Origin of the sequence: Lachnoanaerobaculum sp. Marseille-Q4761 (assembly GCF_017565785.1) — a bacterium.
In the GTDB taxonomy this organism is placed as follows: Bacteria; Bacillota; Clostridia; order Lachnospirales; family Lachnospiraceae; genus Lachnoanaerobaculum.
On sequence record NZ_JAGEKB010000002.1, the window covers coordinates 31,330 to 56,600 of the forward strand.

The 25,271-nt window shown below is 35.1% G+C and carries 18 protein-coding genes and 2 pseudogenes; 3 read left to right on the forward strand and 17 right to left on the reverse strand.

The annotated features are described in order from the left end of the window. Positions 1 to 250 precede the first annotated feature (250 nt). The 13 genes and pseudogenes from J4O15_RS07445 to J4O15_RS07500 form a co-directional block, all read right to left on the reverse strand. On the reverse strand, positions 251 to 4,693 hold the full coding sequence (locus tag J4O15_RS07445; RefSeq protein ID WP_208100302.1) for a PolC-type DNA polymerase III: 4,443 nt from the start codon (positions 4,691 to 4,693) through the stop codon (positions 251 to 253). Position 4,694: 1 nt separating this feature from the next. Next, positions 4,695 to 5,753, reverse strand: a complete 1,059-nt coding sequence (gene ispG / locus J4O15_RS07450) for a flavodoxin-dependent (E)-4-hydroxy-3-methylbut-2-enyl-diphosphate synthase (protein WP_208100303.1) — start codon at positions 5,751 to 5,753, stop codon at positions 4,695 to 4,697. A gap of 24 nt (positions 5,754 to 5,777) precedes the next feature. After that, positions 5,778 to 6,812 carry an RIP metalloprotease RseP gene (rseP, locus tag J4O15_RS07455; protein ID WP_208100304.1) on the reverse strand — a complete coding sequence of 345 codons (1,035 nt, stop codon included), beginning with the start codon at positions 6,810 to 6,812 and terminating at the stop codon, positions 5,778 to 5,780. Then, entirely contained in the window at positions 6,809 to 7,948 is a 1,140-nt protein-coding gene (gene dxr / locus J4O15_RS07460) for a 1-deoxy-D-xylulose-5-phosphate reductoisomerase (RefSeq protein WP_208100305.1), read from the reverse strand. The genes rseP and dxr overlap by 4 nt, the downstream gene beginning before the upstream one ends. 4 nt (positions 7,949 to 7,952) lie before the next feature. After that, the gene (locus tag J4O15_RS07465) at positions 7,953 to 8,753 is read right to left on the reverse strand and encodes a phosphatidate cytidylyltransferase (protein WP_208100306.1); all 801 of its coding nucleotides are present in this window, start codon (positions 8,751 to 8,753) and stop codon (positions 7,953 to 7,955) included. Further along, positions 8,753 to 9,460: an isoprenyl transferase gene (locus tag J4O15_RS07470; protein ID WP_009218643.1), complete on the reverse strand. Its 708-nt coding sequence runs from the start codon at positions 9,458 to 9,460 to the stop codon at positions 8,753 to 8,755. The genes J4O15_RS07465 and J4O15_RS07470 overlap by 1 nt, the downstream gene beginning before the upstream one ends. A 97-nt stretch (positions 9,461 to 9,557) precedes the next feature. After that, positions 9,558 to 10,112, reverse strand: a complete 555-nt coding sequence (gene frr / locus J4O15_RS07475; protein ID WP_208100307.1) for a ribosome recycling factor — start codon at positions 10,110 to 10,112, stop codon at positions 9,558 to 9,560. A 50-nt stretch (positions 10,113 to 10,162) separates the two neighbouring features. Beyond that, complete coding sequence (gene pyrH / locus J4O15_RS07480) at positions 10,163 to 10,861, reverse strand: UMP kinase (protein WP_208100308.1); 699 nt, start codon at positions 10,859 to 10,861, stop codon at positions 10,163 to 10,165. Between the two features lie 91 nt (positions 10,862 to 10,952). Then, positions 10,953 to 11,567: a hypothetical protein gene (locus tag J4O15_RS07485; protein WP_208100309.1), complete on the reverse strand. Its 615-nt coding sequence runs from the start codon at positions 11,565 to 11,567 to the stop codon at positions 10,953 to 10,955. Positions 11,568 to 11,607: 40 nt separating this feature from the next. Beyond that, the gene (locus J4O15_RS15925) at positions 11,608 to 12,075 is read right to left on the reverse strand and encodes a ComF family protein (RefSeq protein ID WP_243762008.1); all 468 of its coding nucleotides are present in this window, start codon (positions 12,073 to 12,075) and stop codon (positions 11,608 to 11,610) included. Positions 12,076 to 12,141: 66 nt separating this feature from the next. Next, a pseudogene (locus tag J4O15_RS16440) lies at positions 12,142 to 12,336 on the reverse strand (double zinc ribbon domain-containing protein); the annotation flags it as partial. After that, positions 12,318 to 14,552, reverse strand: a complete 2,235-nt coding sequence (recD2, locus tag J4O15_RS07495; RefSeq protein ID WP_208100310.1) for an SF1B family DNA helicase RecD2 — start codon at positions 14,550 to 14,552, stop codon at positions 12,318 to 12,320. The gene recD2 and the pseudogene J4O15_RS16440, both read right to left, overlap by 19 nt. Before the next feature lies 1 nt (position 14,553). After that, positions 14,554 to 15,564: a rod shape-determining protein gene (locus J4O15_RS07500; RefSeq protein ID WP_208100311.1), complete on the reverse strand. Its 1,011-nt coding sequence runs from the start codon at positions 15,562 to 15,564 to the stop codon at positions 14,554 to 14,556. 333 nt (positions 15,565 to 15,897) lie between these two features. Here J4O15_RS07500 and J4O15_RS07505 point away from each other — a divergent pair, with 333 nt between their 5' ends. The 3 genes from J4O15_RS07505 to J4O15_RS07515 all read left to right on the forward strand — a co-directional run bounded on the left by J4O15_RS07505 (position 15,898) and on the right by J4O15_RS07515 (position 20,133). After that, on the forward strand, positions 15,898 to 17,655 hold the full coding sequence (locus tag J4O15_RS07505; protein WP_208100312.1) for an IS1634 family transposase: 1,758 nt from the start codon (positions 15,898 to 15,900) through the stop codon (positions 17,653 to 17,655). A gap of 201 nt (positions 17,656 to 17,856) precedes the next feature. Further along, entirely contained in the window at positions 17,857 to 18,270 is a 414-nt protein-coding gene (locus J4O15_RS07510) for a PaaI family thioesterase (RefSeq protein WP_208100313.1), read from the forward strand. A gap of 180 nt (positions 18,271 to 18,450) precedes the next feature. Continuing rightward, on the forward strand, positions 18,451 to 20,133 hold the full coding sequence (locus J4O15_RS07515; RefSeq protein ID WP_208100314.1) for a right-handed parallel beta-helix repeat-containing protein: 1,683 nt from the start codon (positions 18,451 to 18,453) through the stop codon (positions 20,131 to 20,133). Positions 20,134 to 20,266: 133 nt separating this feature from the next. Here J4O15_RS07515 and J4O15_RS16445 read toward each other — a convergent pair. The 4 genes and pseudogenes from J4O15_RS16445 to J4O15_RS07530 all read right to left on the reverse strand — a co-directional run. Then, positions 20,267 to 20,469, reverse strand: a pseudogene (locus J4O15_RS16445) (IS1182 family transposase); the annotation flags it as partial. Positions 20,470 to 20,588: 119 nt separating this feature from the next. Further along, positions 20,589 to 21,512 carry a zinc ribbon domain-containing protein gene (locus tag J4O15_RS07520; RefSeq protein WP_208100315.1) on the reverse strand — a complete coding sequence of 308 codons (924 nt, stop codon included), beginning with the start codon at positions 21,510 to 21,512 and terminating at the stop codon, positions 20,589 to 20,591. Positions 21,513 to 21,562: 50 nt separating this feature from the next. After that, on the reverse strand, positions 21,563 to 23,461 hold the full coding sequence (locus J4O15_RS07525; RefSeq protein ID WP_208100316.1) for an ABC transporter ATP-binding protein: 1,899 nt from the start codon (positions 23,459 to 23,461) through the stop codon (positions 21,563 to 21,565). Then, a complete protein-coding gene (locus J4O15_RS07530; protein WP_208100317.1) occupies positions 23,461 to 25,206 on the reverse strand; it encodes an ABC transporter ATP-binding protein in 1,746 nt (581 codons plus the stop codon). Before J4O15_RS07530 ends, J4O15_RS07525 begins: the two co-directional genes overlap by 1 nt. Positions 25,207 to 25,271 lie beyond the last annotated feature (65 nt).

A 25,271-nucleotide genomic window follows, 5' to 3' on the forward strand; every position in this document is an offset into this window, starting at 1 on the left:
ATATTATTTATATCCCACCCATATAGTAAGTGGCTACATTTACGCACCGAATTACTTATATCCCACACCATCGGCAAGTGGCTGAATACACCTCATAATTTTATATCCCGTCCTATGAGAAACGGCTAACATTTGCTTACCTAAATTATGGCATATTATTCGTTTTTTTACAACACCCAAGTTATTAAAATAAGACTCAAAAAATATATTTTATATTAAATATTGATTAATATATCACCAATCACTATTCCTACCCCATCAAATCAAAAAACGATATCTGATTACTCTCCGGTAAATCTCCAAGTAAGTTTAAGCTGTCAAGCAGTTCACAAGTACTCTTTCCGACCTTGGCTCTGGACATAAAGTCATCCTTTGAAATAAAAGGTCCTGCTTTTGTAGCATTTACTATTGAGCTTGCAGCGGTCTCTCCCAAGCCTTCAATGCTTGATAGTGAAGGCATTATCTTACCGTCATCCATGATTTGGAACTTGGTAGGATGTACTTTAAAGAGGTCAATCTTTGCAAATTCAAAGCCTCTGGCATACATTTCCTGTGCTATTCTCATATCACGCAGGGTATCGGCATATTTTGCTGTAGTATCCGGATTTTTCTTATACTGAGCAATATTAAACTCAAGCTTATCCTTTCCCATGCACATCAGGGAATAGTTAAAGCCTGTAGCCCTTATTGTAAAGTATGCCGTATAATATGCCAATGGATAAAATATCTTACAATATGCAATTCTCCATGCCATCATAACATAGGCTGCTGCATGAGCTTTAGGGAACATATACTTTATTTTTTTACAGGACCAGATATACCAGTCTGGCACACCCTTTTCCTCCATATGCTCCACCCATTCATCTGTAAGTCCCTTACCCTTTCTTACACTCTCCATTATCTTAAAAGACTCTCCCTCATCAAGCCCCTGTTCTATAAGATAAATCATAATATCATCTCTTGTACAGATGGCGGTTCTGATGGTTGCCTTGCCCTCGAGTATCAAAGTCTGTGCATTTCCAAGCCAAACATCTGTACCATGTGCAAGTCCTGCAATTCTTACAAGGTCTGATAATCCCTGAGGTTTGGTATCAATTAACATCTGCATAGCAAAGTCGGTACCAAACTCAGGTACACCCAATGCCCCCAGCGGACAGTCCAGTATATCCTTCGGCTCGATTCCCAGTGCTGATGTATTTTGGAAAAGACTCATAGTCTCTTTTGAATCCAGTGGAATATCTTTTACAGGATCAATACCTGTAAGATCTTGCAGCATCCTTATCATAGTAGGATCCTGATGCCCGAGAATATCCAGTTTTAACAAGTTGTGATCAATAGCATGATAGTCAAAATGTGTTGTAATGGTCTTTGTGGTCATATCATTTGCCGGTCTTTGTACCGGTGTAAATGTATATATCTCCTCTCCATGAGGCAGTACAATGATACCTCCCGGGTGCTGACCTGTAGTTCTTCTTACACCTTCACATCCCACCGCAAGTCTGTTTATCTCACATTTTCTCTTACTTTCATTTTTATCATCAAAATAATGCTTTACATAACCGTAGGCGGTTTTATTTGCCAAAGTACCTACCGTTCCTGCTCTATAGGTATATCCTTTACCGAATATTACCTCTGTGTACTCATGGGCATTCGGCTGATATTCTCCCGAGAAGTTCAAGTCTATATCTGGCTCTTTATCTCCTTTAAATCCGAGGAAGGTCTCAAAAGGTATATCAAATCCGTCTTTTTTTAACTTTCTGCCACAGTTTGGACAGATTTTATCAGGCATATCACAGCCTGCCATTCCGGCAAAAGCCTTTACCTCAGGTGAATCAAAATCCACATATTTACAGTCACAGTAATAATGTGCAGGCAATGGATTTACTTCCGTTATTCCTGAGGTATATGCGGCAAATGATGAACCTACAGAACCTCTTGAACCTACAAGATAACCGTCCTCATTACTTTTTTCCACCAGTTTTTTTGCAATAATATACATTACGGCAAAGCCGTTTGAAATAATGGAATTAAGCTCCTTTTTTAACCTGTCCTCCACTATCTTCGGTAATACTTCACCATATTGCTCATGTGCCTTTTTATAGCAGGCATTTGTCAGATCCTCATCGGAGTTTTCTATAACAGGAGGACATTTATCAGGTCTTACAGGTGATATCACTTCCACCATATCCGCTATCATACGGCTGTTTGTAACTACCACCTCATAAGCTTTTTCAGTTCCAAGATATTCAAATTCATCAAGCATTTCTCTTGTGGTTCTAAGATATAGAGGAGGCTGTGTATCTGCATCCTTATATCCCTTACCGTAGAATATAATTCTTCTGTATATTTCATCCTCAGGATTTAAAAAATGCACATCACATGTTGCGACAACGGGCTTTTCATAAACATTTCCAAGCTCCACTATTCTTTTATTGATTTCCTGCAAATCCTCTATTGAATGAATATCATTTTGCTCATCTTCTATAAGAAACATATTGTTGGCAATGGGCTGTATTTCAAGATAATCATAAAATGATACTATTCTGTTCAGTTCATCATCAGTAGTATCATTTAATAATGCCTTATACACCTCACCCTGTTCACAGGCACTGCCTATAATAAGTCCCTCTCTCATTTTTGCTAAAATGGACTTGGGTATTCTCGGCCTTTTATTAAAGAAATCAATATGTGATAATGAAATCAACTTATAAAGATTGATTCTGCCTATATCATTTTTTGCAAGTATAATAACATGATTATACTTGGTTTTCTTTACAATATCCGCATTTGTCTCTCCGAGGCTTGCCACCTCTGAAAGTTTACTTATTCCCTTATCTTTTAATCTTTTTATAAATTCAACCCAGATCTGTGCGGTAGCTTCCGCATCATTTACAGCTCTGTGATGACCTTCCAAAGATATATTTAAAGCCTTACATACAGTATCCAGCTTAAATCTGTTCAGCTCCGGTAAAAGAAGCCTTGCCATTGCTACCGTATCTATTATGGAGGGATTATATTCTTTATTTATCTTCTTTGCATTCTCACGGATAAATCCTGTATCAAATCCTGCATTATGAGCAACTATAATATAGTCCTCACAAAAGTCTAAAAATTTCGGGAGTATATCCTCAATAAAAGGCGCATTCATTACCATTGCATCACTGATATGTGTAAGTTCCTCTATCTTAAAAGGTATAGGTCTTCTTGGGTTTACAAATGTTGAAAATCTGTCAACTATTTCCCCCTTTACCACCTTTACCGCACCAATCTCAGTGATGGCATCATTTTTGGCAGAAAAACCGGTGGTCTCAATATCAAATACAATAAAGCCGTCATCAAGAGTCTTATCCCTTGGATTTGTCACAAGTTCTTTTAAATCATCTACCAGATACCCTTCCACACCATATATTATCTTTGGAGGATTTTTTACATGGCTTGCTTCGGTAAATCCTTGAATATTTCCATGGTCTGTAATGGCAATTGCATCCATTCCCCAGTTTTTAGCCTGATTTATTATATCTGAAGCGGAAGAAACACCGTCAAAATCGCTCATCTTTGTATGGCAATGAAGCTCCACTCTTTTTAGAGGTTCATTATCCGTTCTGATATTTTCTTCAAACTTCTCGCATTTTTTTATTCCCTTTACGGAAGTTATGGTAAGCTCGCTGTCAAATTTATCAATCAGAGCAAGCCCGTTTACCTTTATATAATTTCCTTTTACTATATTTTCCTTTATTGTATCAAGCTGTTCGCTTCGAACAAACATCTTTACATAAATCGAATCACTAAAATCCGTTATTGCAAAAATATAAAGTGTGGAATCACTCCTCTCAAGATACCTGCTGTCAACCTCTATTATCTTACCACGAACGGATACCTCTCCTATTTCTCCTATAAGGTCTGAAAGCTTTATAAAATCATCTTCAAAATCCCTGCCGTAAATAACATCCGGATTATTTGACTTTTGCTTTACAAACTTAGAGTTAAAGCCTTTTTTCTCAAACCCTTTCTTATCAAAGCCATTCTTATCAAACTTTTTCTTTGCAACTTCCTTTTCCTTTGATCCCTTTGTAGAGTCTGCATTATCATTGCTTTCCCAAGCTGCATTGGCATTTCCGTTTACAAATTCGCTGTTATCCGCTTTTTTGTTAAAGGTTCTTTCTGCATATTCTACTACTTCCTCTCTTTCTTTTCTTGCAATAAACTTATGTCTGACTGTACAAAGTATTCCGCATCTTTCATTAAAGATTTTTTCAAGTATTCTTACAAGCTCATCTATAACACTCTCATTTAAAGGATTTTTCTCCACAGTCATATCCATGTATGAGCCTTCAAAGCTTATACATGCATTATTTAAAATAACATACTGCGATATCTTATAATTTTTAATTTCTAAAAGAATACTTTCCCTATAAGCTTCAAAAAGATTTTTGGCAGTATATTGGCTTGAAAGTTTAAATTTTTCAAATATTTTTATCTTAATATTCTTTTTTGGAAACATCTTATCCTTTATAAGCATTTCCAATTCAAGTATAGTTTTTTTCTCTATTATTCTCTCGGCAATGATATTTATTTTTATCAATGACATATCACTGCTGGCGCTTACTTTTTCCACAAAAACAAAGTTTAAAAGTTCATTTATATGATTTGAACATTCTAAACTTTGAAAAACATCTTTGAATTTTTTTAACATCCTATGCCTCTTTTGACAATAAATCCAGCTCCTCTTTCAAAGCTTTTAAAAGTTCACTTTCAGGCAATTTTTTTACAACCTTGCCCCTTTTTATCAAAAGTCCTTCACCTATTCCGCCGGCAATACCTATATCGGCTTCCTTGGCTTCTCCCGGTCCGTTTACAACACAGCCCATTACTGCAACCTTTATATTAAGGTCATAATCTTCCACAAGCTTTTCCACCTTGCCTGCAAGCCCTATAAGGTCGATATTTGTTCTTCCGCATGTAGGACAGGACACTACCTCTATACCGCTTTTTTTAAGCCCCAAATTGCTTAAAATCAGCTTTCCTGCAAATATTTCCTCTACCGGATCACCTGTGAGCGAAACTCTTATAGTATCACCGATACCCTGATATAAAATAATACCAAGTCCAAGAGATGATTTTATCATACCTCTTTTTACAGTTCCCGATTCGGTAATACCTATATGGAGCGGATAATCTGTTTTCTCTGAAATAAGTTCATGTGCCTTTACACACATCATTACATCTGAGGATTTGATACTTATAACCATATTGTTATAGTCCATATCCTCTATTATTCTTACTTTATCAAGTGCGGACTCCACTATACCCTCTGCAGTCACTCCGCCGTATTTTTCAATAAGATGTTTCTCCAAAGAGCCTGAATTTACTCCTACCCTTATAGGCAGATTTCTTTCCCTACAGGCATCTACCACAGCTTTTATTCTTTCTGTACTGCCGATATTCCCGGGATTTATCCTTATTTTGTCACAGCCCGCTTTTATAGCTTCCAGTGCAAGTCTGTAATCAAAATGAATATCCGCAACCAGCGGTATATGTATTTGTTTTTTTATCTGAGCTATTGCTGATGCCGCCTCCGTATTTGGCACCGCAACTCTTATTATATCACAGCCCGCATCCTCAAGCCTAAGTATTTGCTCTACCGTTGACTTTACATCCTCAGTCTTTGTATTGCACATAGACTGTATAAGTATAGGCAGACCTGCACCTATTTGTTTATCCCCTATTTGTACTAATTTTGTTTTTTTCCTCATTACTTGACTCCTATGACAGTATCATCATAATATCTTTCTTATATCATTGAACATAACAAAGACCATCAAAAGCATCAAAAGAGCAAAGCCTGCCAGATGAACATAGCCTTCTACTTTTCTGTTAAGAGGTCTTCTAAAGATTGCCTCCAAGAATAAAAATATAAGTCTGCCTCCGTCAAGAGCAGGCAGCGGCAGCAAATTCATCACGCCAAGATTTGCACTGAGAAGTAAAACCATTTGTGATAATGATAAAAGTACCACAAATATCCCGTAAGGTTTTGATTCATTTACAGTATCCCCAATCATAGATACTATACCTACCGGTCCGCTGACCTCACTTACATCAACCTTACCCTTTATAAGATGTGCCAGTGATTCTACAGTCATTGATATAGTAAATTTTACTTCCAACACAGAATATTTTATGATTTCCAAAGGATTATTAAGCTTTTGATAGCCCGAGCTTTGTATCCCGATCATATATTGTGAATGTTCTTCATTATATACAGGGCTTATATTTACAGTTTTTTCTTCATTACCGTTTCTTTTTACAGTAAGTACAATATCCTTTCCCTGATTCAAAAAAAGATATGTTGATACGTTTCTGTAAAAATCAACATTTTTGCCATTTATTTCTTTTATTTCATCACCTACCATAAGCCCGGAACTCTCAGCCGGAAGTCCGGATATAAATCCGCTTATCACAGGTTTATCCACTCCCACATTTGCAACTATAAATATCGCAACTAAGAATGCCAAAATAAAATTAAAGGCAGGTCCGGCGGCAATGGTTGCTATCCTTCCAAGAAGAGGTGCGCTGTTAAAACTCCCCGGAGCATCTTCATCCTCATCCTCCCCATACATTGCACAGGAACCTCCAAGCGGCAAGAGCTTTAAAGAATATTTGGTTTCCTTACCCTTTACGGAAAAAATCCTCGGTCCCATGCCTACCGAAAACTCCATCACCTTTACTCCTGAAAGTTTGGCAAATAAAAAATGTCCAAACTCATGTATTAAAACTATTATTCCAAAAATAATAAATGCTATAACTATATTCAAATCTTTATCCTTTCCAAAAACTCTTCAGTCCATTTTTCCAAGTATAGAATATCCTCAATAGATGGATTTTTTGTGAACTCATGATTATCTAAAGCCATACCTATAAGATATGGTATATCTATAAATTTTATTTTATTGTTCAAAAATTTATCTACAGCCCACTCATTTGCGGCATTCAAAACCGTAGGAGCACTTCCACCCCTCTTACCTGCCGATATAGCCATCTTTAACCCTTCAAAGACTTCCGGATCCGGTTTTGAGAAATTTATAGTACTTAATGTATTAAAATCCACTCTTGCCTCAGATATATATCTTCTTTCCGGATAAAATAAAGCATATGAAATAGGCAGCTTCATATCCGGAGTACCAAGCTGCGCTATAATTCCGTTATCTTTAAACTCCACCATGGAATGGATAATGGACTCCTTTTGTATCACCACCTCTATATCGTCAATATCCATATCAAAAAGATGTGAGGCTTCTATAATTTCAAGCCCTTTATTAATCATTGTAGCAGAATCAATGGTGATTTTTTTGCCCATACTCCAGTTCGGATGCTTAAGAGCATCCTCTAAAGTTACATTTTTTAATTCTTCCTTGGTAAAGCCTCGAAACGGACCTCCGGATGCTGTAAGTAAAATCTTTTTAACTGGATTATTCTTATCCAGACATTGAAAAATAGCACTATGCTCCGAATCCACCGGATATATATTTATATTCATTTCTCTTGCAAGAGGCATTATAATATGTCCGGCACATACAAGAGTCTCCTTATTAGCCAGTGCAATATTCTTTTTTGCTTTTATTGCAGCTATAGTAGGCTGTATGCCTATCATACCTACAACTGCAGTTACTATTATATCCGATTCATTGATGCAGGCAACTTCAATAAGTCCCTCCATTCCGAAGACAATTCTTACATCAATATCTTTTACTCTGTCTTTAAGCAGTTTAGCATCATCTTCTTCCCATATAGATGCAACTTGCGGCTTAAACTCTCTAATCTGCTTTTCCAGCAAATCAATGTTTTTATGTGCGGAAAGTCCGACAACTTCTACATCGCTGTTTAATCTTACGATATCAATTGTCTGAGTTCCAATGGATCCCGTAGATCCTAAAATAGATATTTTTTTCATTTATTTAACCTAAAAAATATATTGCAAAAAAAATCGCAGGTGCGGTAAAAATCATACTGTCAAATCTGTCCAGTATTCCACCATGCCCCGGAATCAAATTGCCATAGTCCTTTATATTATGATTTCTTTTTATGGCAGAGGCAAGTGCATCTCCAACCTGTGAGATTATTGAGCCTATACCACATGAAACGGCACAGGTAAATGTAGGCGAAATTGTACTTTTAAAATGCCCCGACAAAATAAATCCTACTATTCCTCCTATAAGAGCAGCTCCCAACACTCCTCCGATACTTCCTTCCACCGACTTTTTCGGGCTCAAAACAGGCGCTATCTTATGTTTCCCGAAAAGAGAACCGGCAACATAGGCGCAGGTATCAGAACCCCAGCTGGATATCAGTATCAGCCATACCAGATATTTTCCATCCTCATATGTCCTTGTATTGTATACATAAGAAAATAATATAGGAATATACATTACCCCCATAAATATTAAAGAGATCTCTTCTGTCTTATATTTTGGGAAGGTAAATACATATATCGCAAAAATCACCAGCAAAAAGGCAATTACCGAAAAGAAAATATATTGATTTAATTTAAAATAAATCAGACAATAATATATAATTGAATATATATATCCCAAATATACTATGTTTTTCTTCTCAAACCCCAATGCTCTGTAAAATTCAAAAAGTCCTATGACAGAAATCAATGCAGATAATATTATAAGCGGCAAATTCCCGATATAAAAGGCAAAAACAGCCGCTATCAGCAATGCTACTCCACTTATTAGCCTTGTAAAAAACATTAACGACCTCCAAATCTCCTCTGCCTTTGGCTATAACTCTCAACAGCTTTCAGTAGCTCTTCCTTATCAAAATCCGGCCAAAGAGTATCAGTTATATAAAACTCACTATAGGCTATTTGCCAAAGCAAAAAGTTTGAAACTCTAAGCTCTCCGCTGGTACGGATAAGTAAGTCCGGATCGGGCAAATTTTTGGTATCAAGATATGAAGAAATCAATTCTTCATTTATATCATCCTTTGATATAGCTCCCGATACGGTATCGTCCACTATATTATTTATTGCTCTTCTTATCTCATCCCTGCCGCCATAGTTTATGGCAAAGGCAAATGTCATTCCGGTGTTTTTACTTGTAGCATCTACAAGCTTTTTTATCCCTTTTCTTATATCAGGTTCAAATCTGCTTTCATCACCTATCATCACAGCTTTTACATTATTTTTATTGGCAACATCAATAAGCTTTACCATATAAAATCTAAGCAATTTCATCAATGCACCGACTTCAACCGATGACCTTTTCCAATTCTCCGTTGAAAAGGCGTATACGGTCAGACATTCCACCCCCAGGCGTACACAATCCTCTACAGTTTTTTCCAGCGCTTCACAGCCTGCCTTATGTCCCATTGCTCTTGGCAAATTTCTTTTTTGTGCCCATCTTCCATTGCCGTCAAGTATTATGGCAATGCTTTTTGGTATAACTAAATTCTCCAATTTGTACTCCATTAACTTTAAATTATAAAACAAGAAGGTGGAAGCCCACCTTCTTAAAATCCGGAAATTTTGTTCCTACTAATATGAAGTCGGCTAATTAAACTGTTAATATTTCCTTTGACTTGTCTTCAATAGCCTTATCTACTCTTTCAATAGCCTTATCTGTCATTTTTTGTATTTTATTTTCGCCGTCTTTTACATCATCCTCTGTAAATTCACCGACTTTTTCAAGCTTCTTAACAGCATCTATAGCATCACGCCTGATATTTCTGATTGCGACCTTACATGCCTCACCCTTTTTCTTTACATCCTTTACGAGTTCTTTTCTTCTCTCCTCTGTAAGTTCAGGGAATACAAGTCTTATGCATGAACCGTCATTTGTAGGATTTATACCGAGATCAGACATATTTATAGCCTTTTCAATCTCCTTTAAAAGAGACTTCTCCCATGGTGAAATCTGTATGATTCTTGGCTCGGGAACTGAAACATTTCCCACCTGCTGTATAGGTGTAGCTGTTCCGTAGTAGTCCACTTTTATTCTGTCAAGTACATGAGGGTTCGCTCTTCCGGCTCTTATAGCCGCATACTCTTCCAGCAAAACATCAATAGATTTATTCATCTTCTCTTCAAATTTTTTAATACTCTCCTGCATAAAATCTCCTTAATTTCATGTTTATTAAATGCATATAGATAAGCAAAAGCTTATACTGTCACAATTGTTCCGTTTATTTTGCCCTCTAAGGCATTCTTTATAGAATTTTCTTCATTCAAATCAAATACCGCAAGCGGCATCTTATGCTCAAGGCACATAACAGATGCTGTCAAATCCACTACTGCAAGTCTCTTATCAATTACCTCCTGCATAGTAAGTGTATCATATTTTTTCGCATTGGGATCTATTCTAGGATCTGCATTATAGACTCCGTCAATGGATTTTGCCAAAAGTATCATATCTGCATCCATCTCAATAGCTCTTAAAACAATGCCTGTATCTGTCGAAAAATAAGGATGTCCGGTACCTCCACCAAAGAATACTACCTTGCCCTCTGCAAATCTCTCATTTACCCTGTCTTTTGAAAAGAACTCAGCTATATCTCCACAAACAAAGGCTGAGAATATAGCAGTATCTATCCCTTCAGAGCGGAATATCTCAGAGACATATATGCAGTTCATTATAGTTGCAAGCATTCCGATCTGATCAGCCTTTGTTCTGTCTATAGCCTCAGATGTACGACCTCTCCAGTAATTACCTCCCCCGATCACTATACCGATATCAATTCCTGCCAAAATGGAAGGCTTTAACTGTTTTGCAATATCTCTTACCTTATCTTCATTATAGCCGCCCTCAGCTCTTGCCAGTGCTTCACCGCTAAGTTTCAACATTACTCTTTTATTTTGCATAGATTCTTCTACCCTTTACTGAAATATCTGTACCAAGTATACCATAGGGGAAATGCTTATACAATGTTTAAATTTCTTAACAAGGTTTAGATTATTTCCACTCAAAACTCTTTGCCATAAGCTCAGCTGCCTTATTAACCTCTTCATCATTGTCAAAATTTGTCATAAAGACCATTACAAACTTTTTATCCCTTAAAATATAGTATTGACGATCTATCTCATCGGTGTTATTGATCTTAATATCAAAGATATACATTATATCTCCGGCATCCGTTTTTCCCGATGAACCTGAAACCGTAGCATCTATTCCCGATTGTTTTATCTGCATGCCAAGCTGCATAGTGGTTGACTCTGCAAACTTCTCACTTTCATTCAGATTATAATTTTGATGCCCCATATTTATTGAGATATTATTAGGCATGGCATCATGTTCATGTCCTTTTACTACATAAAAATACCTTCCATGTCCTGACTGCTCCTTTGCCTCACCCCAACCCTCAGGTATATTAAATGTACCAAAATCCTTTTCTATTTTTTCAGTATTTTCCATAGTTGTTTTACTTTCTGATTTATCGTAATTTTGTGACTCTGTTTTTTCTTCAGAACTTTCTATTTTTGTTGAATTTTCCACTGTATTTACTTGCTTACTGCCACAAGCATTAAACAATAAAAGAATTAAGGGTATTAAAAACAATTTTTTTCTCATAAGATAATCCTCCGAAACTAAATATTGTATTATTATTTTACTATAAATTAGTTTCACCTGTACATACAGTTAAGAAATAAATATTCTTTACTCCGGCTTTTTTTAATGCTATAGCACATTTTTCTATAGTTGTTCCTGTTGTATATACATCATCAACAATTAGAACATTTTTGATATATACCGGAATATCTTTTGCAATAAAGGCATTGTCAAGATTATGCCTTCTTTCATCCTTGTTTAAACCCTTTTGATCCTTTGTTTTTTTAATTCTTTTAAGATACTCCGAGTATGCAGGAATATCTAAATATACTGACAAATATTTTGCCAGTATATCTGATTGATTAAAATCTCTTTCCCTCTGCCTGGATTTATGAAGCGGTACAGGTATAATACAATCTATATTACTTTTATCTATCAATTCCCTGTAGCGAATAGCCATAAGCTTTGCAAAACCTTCAAGATACTCTCTTTTATTGTTATATTTTATCTTTAAAATAATATGCCTCATATCATCGGTATAATTACAAAGTCCCCTGCCGAATATAAACTCTCTGTCTTTTGTACATTCTTCACAGTAGGCATTGTCATCAGAAATTATCTCCTTCCCGCATTTTATACAGTATGGAGATTTTACAAAGGGAAGTTTTTTTACACAATCTCTGCATATAAGATATTTTTTATCTTTTACTATTTCCTCACATACCGGACAGCGTCTGGGATAAACAATATTTATTAAATTATCTAGTATTTTCAGTCCTCCTTGGATAATATATCAAGTTCAAGTATTCTGGATTTTAATCCTGTATATCTTGCCATTTCCTTAGTGTTTTGTATCATTGTATAGAATGCTTCCGGAACACCCACAAGCACAACACATCTTTTAGCTCTTGTGATAGCTGTATATATAAGATTTCTGTTCATCAACATTGCAGGTCCCTTGTATATAGGTATAATAACGGCAGGGTATTCACTTCCCTGTGATTTATGCACCGTGATGGCATAGGCAAGTTCAATCTCATTAAATTCTGAAAACTCATATTTTGAAACCTTTCCGTCATCAAAGCATATGGTAAAGCTTTCCGAAAACATATCTATTTCTTTTATTACACCGATATCACCATTATATACTCCAAGCCCTTTATCCACCGGGAAATGCTTTTCATTATATATATACCACTCTTTTTGGTAATTATTTTTTATCTGCATTACCTTATCGCCTTCTCTAAAGACGGTGGCATCATATTCTTTTTCATTTTTTTGCTTACTTGTCGGATTAAGCTTATTTTGTAAAAATGAATTCAGTAACTCCACCCCCAGCGGACCTTTTCTCATAGGTGTCATTACCTGCAATTCATTGATAGTAGAATTCACATATCCCGGCAGTTTATCTCTCATAAGAGTAATAATGGAATCCATCACATGTTCGGGATTATTCTGCTTAATAAATATAAAATCATTACTTTTTTTAGACAGATCAATGTCTTCATTGGTCATTATCTTATGGGCATTTACCACAATATCACTTCTGACAGATTGCCTGTATATTTTATTTAATCTGACTACATTAAAGCAGTTTGATTCTATCAAATCTTTTAATACCGTTCCCGGTCCCACACTTGGAAGCTGATTTATATCTCCTACAAGAATAAGTCTGGTTCCGATAGCTACCGCCTTTAATAGAGCATTCATCAGGAAAATATCCACCATACTGACCTCATCTATAATAAGCACATCCGCTTCCAGCGGGTTGTCCTCATTTCTTTCAAAATGAGTTCCTATATTATTTGAATTTTCACTTATATTCGGTGTAATTTCAAGTAATCTGTGAATTGTCTTTGCTTCATAGGATGTCGCCTCCGACATTCTTTTTGCCGCTCTGCCGGTAGGTGCCGCAAGAGATATGCTCTCCCCCTCACTCTCAAAATATTTAATAATGGTATTTATTGTAGTGGTCTTTCCGGTTCCCGGACCTCCGGTGATGATTATAAGCCCGCTGTTTATAGATTCTATTACAGCCTGTCTTTGCAAATCATCCAATACGATACCTTCTTTATCTTCTATTTTTCGTATTTTGTCTTCTATTTTGCTTATATCATACTTAGCTTTTATATTTATATCTATAAGCATTTTTGCAACTGCAAGTTCTGTGTAATAAGATCCCGACAGATATACATTTGTTTCTTCACTTCTTTTTACCACAATTCTTTTTTCCATCTGCATTTCCGATAATAAAGAATTAAAGTCAAATATATTTTCTCCAAAAAGATTTAAAAATTCCTCTTCCAATACCCTATCCGGCAAATATAAATGTCCCGATAACATAGCATTTGAAAGCAGGTATTCCACTCCGGCAATTGCACGAAACTTTGAATCAGCCGTAATACCTACCTTTTTTGCAATATCATCTGCGATTTTAAAACCGATTCCGTCAATATCATCAGCAAGTTTATAGGGATTTGTCTCTATAATTGTATAGATTTTACTGCCGTATTCCATATAAATTTTTGCAGCCAATTTCATACTGATGCCGAATTTTTGTAAAAAAATCATAGCATCACGCATGGATTTTTTTTCCTGTATCTGTTCACTTATAGACTTGGCTAATTTGGCGCTGACTCCCTTGACTTCAGCCAGTCTTTCCGGTTCTTCCTCCATCACTCTAAGGGTGTCCATTTTGAATTTTTTTACAATTCTTTTTGCCAGTGCCTCACCGACTCCCTTTATTGCTGAAGAAGCCAAATACTTTTGAATACTGTCAAGTTCTCTCGGCTCAACAATTTCGTATTCATCAACAAAAAGCTGCTCTCCATAACTTGGATGCAGCTTCATATTTCCATTTGCCTTTATAAATTCGCCTTCAGCAATATAGTTGAATGTACCGACGAGGACATATTCATCATCATCGGACTCCACACTAAGTACAGTATAGCCATTGTTCTCATTTCTATAAATGATTTTCTCAATATAGCCCAATACTGTTGACATATTATTTTTTAGAATCTCCCTTAGCGAAATTTTTAAGTTCGATAAACTTACCTGTACCGATAGCTACAGCAGTCAGAGGATTATCCGCAACTATAGTGTTTATACCTGTTTTTTCTTCAATAAGGGCATCAAGACCTGAAAGTAATGCACCACCTCCTGTAAGTACAATACCTCTGTCATATACATCCGCTGCAAGCTCAGGAGGAGTTCTCTCCAAAACATTATGTACAGAATCCACAATCTGCATTGCAGGCTCTCTAAGTGCCTCCAATGTCTCATCTGAGTTTACCTCTATTGTTTTTGGCAGACCTGTTACAAGATTTCTGCCCTTTACTTCCATAGTAAGAACCTCAGGTCTTCTGTATGCCGCACCGATATTTATCTTGATTTCCTCAGCTGTTCTTTCACCGATTAAAAGATTATGCTTCTTTCTCATATATCTTACAATTGACTCGTCAAAGTCATCTCCGGCTATCTTTATTGATGTACTTACCACAGTACCTCCAAGAGATATAACAGCGATATCTGCTGTACCGCCACCGATATCAACTATCATATTTCCGACAGCCTTCTCGATATTGATACCTGCACCTATAGCGGCAGCTACAGGCTCTTCAATAATCTTTACTTCTCTTGCACCTGCTGAATATGTAGCATCCTCAACTGCCTTCTTTTCAACTTCGGTAGCACCTGACGGTATACATACCGCAATTCTCGGTTTTCTGAAAGTTCTCTTTCCGACAGCCTTGTCGATAAAATATTTCAGCATTTTTTCAGTGATTGTATAATCTGATATAACACCCTGGCGCAACGGTCTTACAGCAACTATATTGCCAGGTGTTCTTCCGATCATAAGTCTGGCTTCTTCACCTATGGCCTGTATTTTGCCGTTCTCCCTATCTATAGCTACAACACTGGGCTCCTTTAAAACAACACCCTTGCCCTTTATGTAAACCAAGATACTTGCTGTTCCAAGATCTATACCAATGTCATTGGATGTAAACCAAAACATATTCTCCTCCAAACTTACTTAATAATAATTTTACTATAACACACTGTCTTATATTCTACAACAAATTATCAATTTAGCCAATATGAATATTTAGAAATAAATTATAAAGAAATAAAAATTTATATCTTCTTTACTTTTCCCGTCTTCCGTCGAAGTACTATGAAAGTTCCGACGTTTTAAATTTCTAATAAACTATTTGATTTTGTGCAATTCTTTTAAAGCCTTTATTTTAAAGGCTTTTCTGACATAAAAAATATTTGAAAAAATTTGAAAAAATTTTTAGAGTATGTTATAATCATAGTACTTCATAGTACTTTGCTTTTAGAGGTGTTTATGGCTTATTTTTTGAGAAAAGAAAAGAAGAAAAAAGGTACTTATCTTCAGATGTATGAATCATTTTGGGATAAGAATAAAAAGCAACCAAGAACAAAAAATGTAAAATCTTTTGGTTATGTTGAGGATTTGATTTCAGGTGAGATTCCGGATCCTGTTAAATTTTACAGTGACTATGTAAAAGAGCAAAACGAGAATAGAACAAAAGTTCTTTCTGAAGAATCCCGTCCTCGTGCATTTTCCACCCCTGTTGAACTTAATATAGGACACTTCTTGCTCTACTCATTAATTGATGAGCTTGATGTTAAAGAAACTATTGATATAATTGCTTCTCAAATGCGTTTTCAGTTCTCTGTATTTGACTTAATTACTCAACTTATTTATGCAAGGGTTATATCACCATGCTCTAAGTCAAAGACAGCCTCTCATGTCTTTCCATTCCTTTATGGCAGCTCAACAATCTCTGAAGACCAAGTATATGACGGTTGTTCTTTCATAGGAGAGTCTTATAAAAAGTACATTGATTTATTTAATCACTCTTATGAAAGCTATTCTAAAAGGGATCTAAGCAATGTATTTTTTGATTGCACTAATTATTACTTTGAAATTGATATCCCTAGTGATGACAAGCAAAAGGGACCTTCAAAAGAGAATAGGCACTCCCCGATAATAGGGCAAGCTTTACTTTTAGATGCTAATCTCGTACCTGTCTCCATGCAAATGTATCCAGGAAATGAATCGGAAAAGCCATATATTAGAAAAGTTATTGAAGAAATGAAGCAACGACACAACGTATCAGGCAAGACGATTCAGGTGGCTGATAAAGGACTTAATTGTGCACGAAATATTTATGCTGCAGTTAAAGAAGCTAATGATGGCTATATATTTTCAAAATCAATACATGGTAAGAATCTAAGTGAAAAGGAAAAGAAATGGGTTCTACTTGAGAATGATACAAATGTCTTTTCTAATTACACTGATGAAAGAGATAATATATCTTTTCGTCTTAAATCCTGTATTGACAGCTTTGATTACAGTTTTAAAGAGATTGATCCGGAAACAGGAAAAGAGAGTGTTACAAGGTTCTCTATAAAAGAAAAGCGTATCGTCTCTTATAATCCTAACCTTGCAAAGAAACAAAAGCTTGAAATAATGAAAATGGTCGATAAAGCTTCAAAGTTTTCTACATACAAAAATATCGCTAAAGATGAACTTGGAGATTGTGCTAAATATGTAGACATCATAACGAAAGATAGTGCAGGCAAGAAAATAAAGCCTATAATAGATTTAAATAAATCTAAGATTGATGAAGATCTTAAATATGCAGGATATAATCTTTTAGTGACATCCGAGATAGATATGGAGCCATTACAGGTATATAAAACATACCATAGCCTATGGAAAATCGAGGAATCTTTTAGACTTACAAAATCATACCTGGATGCCAGGCCTGTTTATTTACAGAAAAAAGAAACAATCTATGGGCATTTTTTGATATGCTACCTTAGCTTGTTTCTTTTAAGAGTATTAGAAATCAAGTGCTTCAAAAATAAAATAAACTCTTATGACTTGATTAACTTTATGCGTGATTTTAGGGTGGTAAATAAAGGTGATAATACATATATCAATATATCAAGAGACCAGGCCGTTAACGAAAAGGTTAAAAAATTGGTTGGCTTTAGTAACCTTGATGCCCTCTATTTAACCAAAGCTGAAGTCGACAATTTCTTTCAAAACTGCATGCTCTTGGATACCTAGAGTACTAGGTTTTGAGAGAAACGACGGAAGTCAGGTACTATAACACACTGTCTTATATTCTACAACAAATTATCAATTTAGCCAATATGAATATTTAGAAATAAATTATAAAGAAATAAAAATTTATATCTTCTTTACTTTTCATATAGACAAGCTTAATGTATAATTTAACAACTGTAGAAAAACTAAGGAGATTAGATTATGGATTTTGAAAAGCTTAGACTATATCGTAATATAAAAAACAACTTTGCGAATTTACTCGGTATAAAGTTATCGGAAATTTCCGAAGGTTATGCAAAGGCTGAAATGGATATAAAGACTGAATTGCTAAATCCAATTGGTTCATTGCATGGCGGTTGTCTATATACAATTGCAGATATAGCAGGAGGTGCTGCCGCAAGTTCCTATGGTGTTCATGTGACCACAATAGATGGAAACTTTCATTATCTGAGAGCAGGTATAAATACAAAAAAGCTTTTTGCAACAACCACAGAAATTAAAAGAGGAAAGAAAATACTTGTTTATAGTATATCCGTTACAGACCAGGATGATGTAGAACTTGCAGTAGGGATATTTTCTTTTATGTCTATCGGAAAGCCGATAGAGTTATCATAAAATTATTTTAGTGCATACATATTTATATAAGTTCTTTTTATAGATATTATTTTTAGACATTTTATAGGTATCCGACGGATAATTTCCTCATTTTTTTAAAAAAGTATTCATTTGATAATATACTTTTGTGTGAAAATATGCTACATAAGAAGTATATTATAATGTTCGGGAGGTATAAAAATGTTTAAAAAGAAAATATTGATATCGTTATTTTTATCTGTGGCTATTATTGCAACTGCTTGTTCGGGAGGTGGTAAGCAAAATAAGACAGATAATAATTCATCTGTTGCAAATGATAAATCCGAAAATAACAAAAACTCTTCCATAAAAAATACATATTGGATAGCAAATCAGGAGGATGGTGATTGGAAAAGAAGTGTCGAGCTTATATTTAATGAGGATGGAAGTTTTCATTGCAGATCAATAACTGGTGGTGATATTGACTCATATTGTTCACATGTTGATGCCGATTCCTATACATGGATTCAAAACTCAGATATGATAGACCTTGAATTTAATACGGATAATCCACATAAAAAGGTGACTTTTTACGCTCAGATTTTAAATAAGGGTGATAAAATAAGATGTTCCGATATGTTTGAAATTTCTGAGGAGAGCCTCACCTTTATAAAGCAGGATAAAATGCCTAAGCTCACTTCCATAGAGGAGGATTCCGACAAGCTGATAGGAGAATGGGAACTTGTTGCATGTGGTGATTATTCACCTCATGATATGACTGCGGATGAGGGAGAAGAGTTTGGATCCACTCTGAATATATATAAGAAAAATGATAAAATGTATGCGGATTATCATTTTATAAGAGAGAAGGGTTCCGGTAAAAACGATATAGAGCAAATGGGTATTTCCTTTAATAAAAAACCGCTGACATTAAACTGCCTCAATGAATTTTGGAGTGCAAGCTTTAATAAGGCTGTAATACCTGAGGGTACAGATCAGAAAATAAAACTGAATGTAAATTTTACCCTTGTAGGGGATAATAAGCTTTTATTGATTGAAGAAGATCCGGAATCGGATTTTGACGGATATCCTACACTGGTTTATCTAAGAAAAGGTACAAAGGAATATGAGGACAGAGAAAACTATTTTTACCACCAAGTAGTTACTGTTTCCGATATAAATGAACTTGTACAAAATCTTTATTCCAATACAAAAATCATACTGAAAGAAGGTACATATAATTTCTCCGATCTTGACTCGGATACAAGTATTGATGAATACAGTGAATCGGACTCAGGAAGTAATTATTTCAACTATCTTTTATATACGGATCATATAAGGCTTCAAGCCGAGGATGGAGCCAAGGTAAGTATTCTTACAAATTCCTCCACAAGTAATGTAATTGAATTTTTTGGAGGAAATGATATAAGCTTTAAAGGTCTGACCTTCGGGCATAATGTTGAAAAAGGTTTTTGTACCGGAAATGTGCTTGCATTCTCATCTTGTGACGGAATAAGAATCGAGGATTGTAATCTGTTTGGATGCGGTACTTATGGTATAAGCTCCAACGGTGTATCAAATATATCTGTTGTAAATACTCAAATTTACGAATGCAGCTATGGATTATTGGAACTTAATAACACTTATGACTCCACATTTAAAAATTGTGTTTTGCGTGACAGTGAGGGCTATAATCAATTCGAGATGAACTACTGTGGCAACATAAGTTTTGAAGATTGTCAAATCACAGGAAATAAAGCCGAAGATATGCAAAAACTTTTTATAGCATCATCCGGATCTAACGGTATAGTATTTAAAAATTGTAATTTCAAAAATAACAGCTATAAGACAAAAAGCAATGAAGATATCCAATTTATAGACTGTACATTTGATGATAATAAATAAAAGTACCGTAAAAATATTTTCCTAAAATAAAAAGAAATTTTCGGGAAATAAGTGATTTTACTTCCCGCAGAATAAAATATCCTGACAAATACAAGGTGTTTTGGCTCTGTGACTTTGTTAGGATATTTTATTTTTCTATAATACTGTCTATCTTATTTTCTTTTAATATAAGAGATTTTTCTCACTACAATAACCGCTGTCTGATGTCACTTCTTCAAGTACTTCTCCAAATGCTTCCTTATACTTTATGGGAACAGGAATTAATGTGTTATAATCTGTACGACCATTACTTATATAACTATGTATAATAAAATAGTTCTCTACATTTACCGACAGCCCCTATATTTGTTCTCTTTCGAGAACAGGACCCTGCCATAACAACAAAATAACAGCCAAAGCAAACCGCTTCGACCGTTATCCTATCTTAAATATTAATTTTCATACATCAATAATTATTAGTGCATATTCGAAATCATCCAATAAACTATAAAGTCTATAGACAATCTTAATACAGTCCAAATTAAAAATCCTATTAAAGCAACCTTCAGTGCGACTTTTGATTTTTTATATACATTTCTTATTTTGTTTTCTCTACCTGCTGTATTTACAGCTTGTTTTCCGCATGCACTCATACTCCACATGATGAAGAATATGCAGACTTCATATACATAAAAAGATATTGTCACTATAATCCGGAAAACAGTACTTAAACTTGCAAGACTGAATAAGTCCTCAAATATCGTAGTAAATTCGTAGCAAGTAAGATAAATTGTACTTACCATATGGCGCAATACTGTTAAAATCAATATAAATCCGCAAAATTTAACAAGTGTTTTATTTTTACTTAATGCCAGTATACATAGCACAACAAATACGATACAGTCATCAATTGCGGCTACAAAATTTGTAGAATATATAAATACAGCTTTTAAAAAATCAGAAAACAAAAATCCACTTCTAAAATATTGGTAGTAAAGAAGTATCGTCGGTATCGATGAAATGATGAGGAATATCTTCGGTACAGCCAATATTATTTTGTTCTTTGAATTCAGAACTAAAAGCCCTACTATCATTACTAAAGAAATAATACATAGCAATGAAATATAAAACGGAACACCTATCATTGTTCTTGAACTGTCAAATACGTCAACAATATAAATCATAAATCTAGATAAGATGTAAATACCTGCCGAAACTAAAGCTACTTTTTTGATATAGCTCGGTATTTCTATATTGCCGTCTTTTTCTGCATTACTATGTGTTTTATCAGGATTATCTTTACTTAATATAACATTGCTTTCACTTTGTACAGGTACGCCGCAAAAACCGCATACTTTACCACCATCTTCAATCTGTTTACCGCAATTTGAACAAAACATATATGTAAACTCTTTAAATTATAGACCTGAAAATATATACTACATTTTTATTATACCACTTTTCCCGTATAAAGTTGATAATATCTTCCCTTTTGTTCCAGCAGACTCTCATGTGAGCCACGCTCTATTATTCTTCCCTGTTCTAGTACCATTATTACATCAGAATTTTTAATCGTTGAAAGTCTATGTGCTATAACAAATGTTGTCCTACCACTCATCAAAGAATCCATACCTGCCTGTACAAGCTGCTCTGTTCTGCTATCAATTGATGATGTAGCTTCATCAAGAATAAGCACAGGCGGATCTGCAAGTGCAGCCCTTGCAATAGAAAGGAGCTGTTTTTGACCTTGCGAAAGATTTGCCCCTCCCTCATGCAGGAAGGTATTATATCCGTCAGGAAGTCTTTCTATAAAACCGTCAGCATTTGCCAGTCTTGCAGCCGCCATACATTCCTCATCTGTAGCATCAGGACGACCATAACGAATATTTTCCATAACAGTATCTGAGAAGAGATTTGTTTCCTGAAGAACCACACCCAAAGATCTTCTTAGGTCATCCTTTTTTATCTTTTCGATGTTTATACCGTCATATCTGATTTTACCCTTTTGAATATCATAGAATCTGTTTATAAGGTTTGTAATAGTTGTCTTACCTGCACCTGTAGAAACTACAAAGGCAATCTTTTGCCCTTTATTTGCAAAGAGATTTATATCATGTAATACAATCTTTTCAGGATCATATCCAAAGTCGACATTTTCAAATACAATATCACCCTCAAGTTTTGTATAAGTGATTTCTCCATCAGCATGCTCATGCTTCCATGCCCAGATACCGGTTCTTGATTTTGACTCTGATATATTACCCTTACCGTCTATCTTTGCATTTACCAGTGTAACATATCCTTCATCTTCTTCTACAGTTTCATCCATAAGTGCAAATACTCTTTGACTTCCGGCAGCCGCCATAACTACGGCATTGAGCTGTTGTGATACAGTCATAAATGGTCTGTTAAATGCTTTTACCAGTGAAAGGAATGCAGCTATAGTTCCTATGGTTACACCGAAATGACCGTTTATAGACAGGTAGCCACCAACCACAGCTATTATTACATAACTTAAGTTTCCAATTTGTGCAACTATCGGCATAAGTATATTTGCAAATCCGTTTGCTTTTGAAGCGGCATCACAGAGTTCATCATTTATGACTGTAAACCCTTTTATGTTCTTATCTTCATAGTTAAATACCTTTACAACCTTTTGACCGCTTATCATCTCTTCTATATATCCGTTTACTTTTCCAAGAGTAGCCTGCTGTATTCCGAAATATTTACCTGAAATACTTGCCGCCTTACCTGAAGCCTGTACAGATATAATAATCATAATAACAGACACTAAAGTCATCATAGGACTTAATAAAAGCATTGTGATAAATACAGCAATTAAAGAAAGTAAAGCCTCAACAAGCTGTGGAAAAGATATTTCTATAAACTGTCGCAATGTTTCTGTATCATTGGTATAAATGGACATTATATCGCCATGTGAATGTGTATCAAAATATCTTATAGGGAGTTTTTCCATATGTGCAAAAAGATTTCTTCTTATCTCACGCATGGTTCCCTCTCCTACATTTACCATTATCCTGTTATAAACAAATGATGCCAATACACCAGCCGAAAATATACAAATAAGTTTTCCTATCTCAATTGCCAATGGTGTGAAATCAGGATTACTTTCTTTTGTAAGAGGAATTATATAATTATCTATAATATCCTGCATAACGGAAGCACTGATAGAACTTACTATCGCTGATATCAGTATTCCTATAATTACAATAAAGATACTCTTTTTATAATTTTTTAATACAAGTGATATTACTCTTTTCATGCTGTCACTTGCAACAACCTGTATAGTTTGATTTATACCGCCTTTTTCTCTATTTATTCCCGACATTATGCACCTGCCTTATCAAAATCTGCATTACCTTCAGACTGCGCATTTGCTGTAGTTCTGTAAATCTCATTAGTCTCAAGTAATTTTTCATGTGTATCAAATCCCACAATCTTACCGTTGTCCATTACAATAATCTTATCAGCCTCTTTTATGGAAGATATTCTTTGAGAGATAATAATTTTTGTAGTATTCGGTATCTCTTCTTTGAATGCTCTTCTTATCTTTGCATCTGTAGCAGTATCTACAGCAGATGTAGAGTCATCAAGGATCAATATCTTTGTTTTTTTTAGAAGAGCTCTTGCAATACAAAGCCTCTGCTTTTGCCCACCTGATACATTACTTCCGCCACGCTCTATCCATGTATCATACTTTTCAGGCATTCTTTCTATAAATTCGTCGGCACAAGCAAGTTCACAGGCTCGCTTTATCTCATCGGGTGAAGCATTCTCATTCCCCCAGCGAAGATTGTCAATTATACTGCCTGAGAATAGGACATTTTTTTGTAATACCACACTTACCGCATCTCTAAGACTCTTTATATCATAGTCCTTTACATTCTTTCCACCAACATATACTTTTCCCTGTGTGGCATCATAAAGTCTTGGAATAAGATTTACCAAAGATGTCTTTGAACTACCTGTTCCACCGATTATTCCTATAGTCTGACCTGACGCTATACGAATATTTATATTTGACAGCACAGGCTTTCCGATACCTGCTTTATATGAAAAGCTTACATTATCAAATTCAATGCTGCCGTCCTTTACCTCTTTGGACGCATTTTCCTTTGTCTTTATATCACTTTCCTCCTGTAAGACTTCCGTAATTCTCTTTGCACTTGCCTCAGATAAAGTAATCATTACAAATGCAAATGAAAGCATCATCAGAGCTATAAGTATACTCATTATATATGAAAAAAGAGATGTAAGCTCACCTGTTGTTAATGCTCCGGCTACAATTCTTTCTGCACCGAACCATGACAGCGCAATTATACATGCATATACCGTAAACATCATCAGAGGATTGTTTATTGCAACAAGTGATTCCGCCTTTACAAACAACTTATATAAATTTGTTATAGCTCTATCAAACTTAGATATTTCTTTATCTTCCTGTACATATGATTTTACAACTCTTATACCCGAGATATTTTCCTGTACATTCGCATTTAGAGCATCATACTTTTCAAATACCTGATTAAAGAGTTTAAAAGCCACCGCAATTATAAGGGCAAGGGCAGTAGCTAAAAAGAAAATAGCAACAAAGAATATAACCGACATATCTCTTGAGATAGATACAGTCATAATCAGAGCAAAAATGAGTGTAGCAGGAGCTCTCATCAACATTCTAAGTATCATTTGATATGAGTTTTGAACATTGGTTATATCTGTTGTAAGTCTTGTAACAAGACCGGCACTTGAAAATTTATCAATATTTGAGAATGAAAAATTTTGAATATTTCTAAACATGCCCTCTCGTAAATTTTTAGCAAATCCTGCCGAGGCATTAGCACCGTAAATACCGGCAGCTATTCCGCAAATAAGTCCAAGAATTGCAAGCACTATCATTATTGAACCGTATTTTATTACCGCATTGAAGTCATTAATTGCCACACCTCTATCAATTATAAAGGTCATCATATATGGGATCAGCAATTCAAATACCACTTCACCTATTATAAATACAATTGTGAGCAAGGAAGCAATTTTATACTCTTTAATATATTTTGCCAGTACTTTTAACATATTTCTCTCCTCTCTTTAATAAAAAAAAATTGTACATGATGTACAATCTTTTAAATGAACTACCT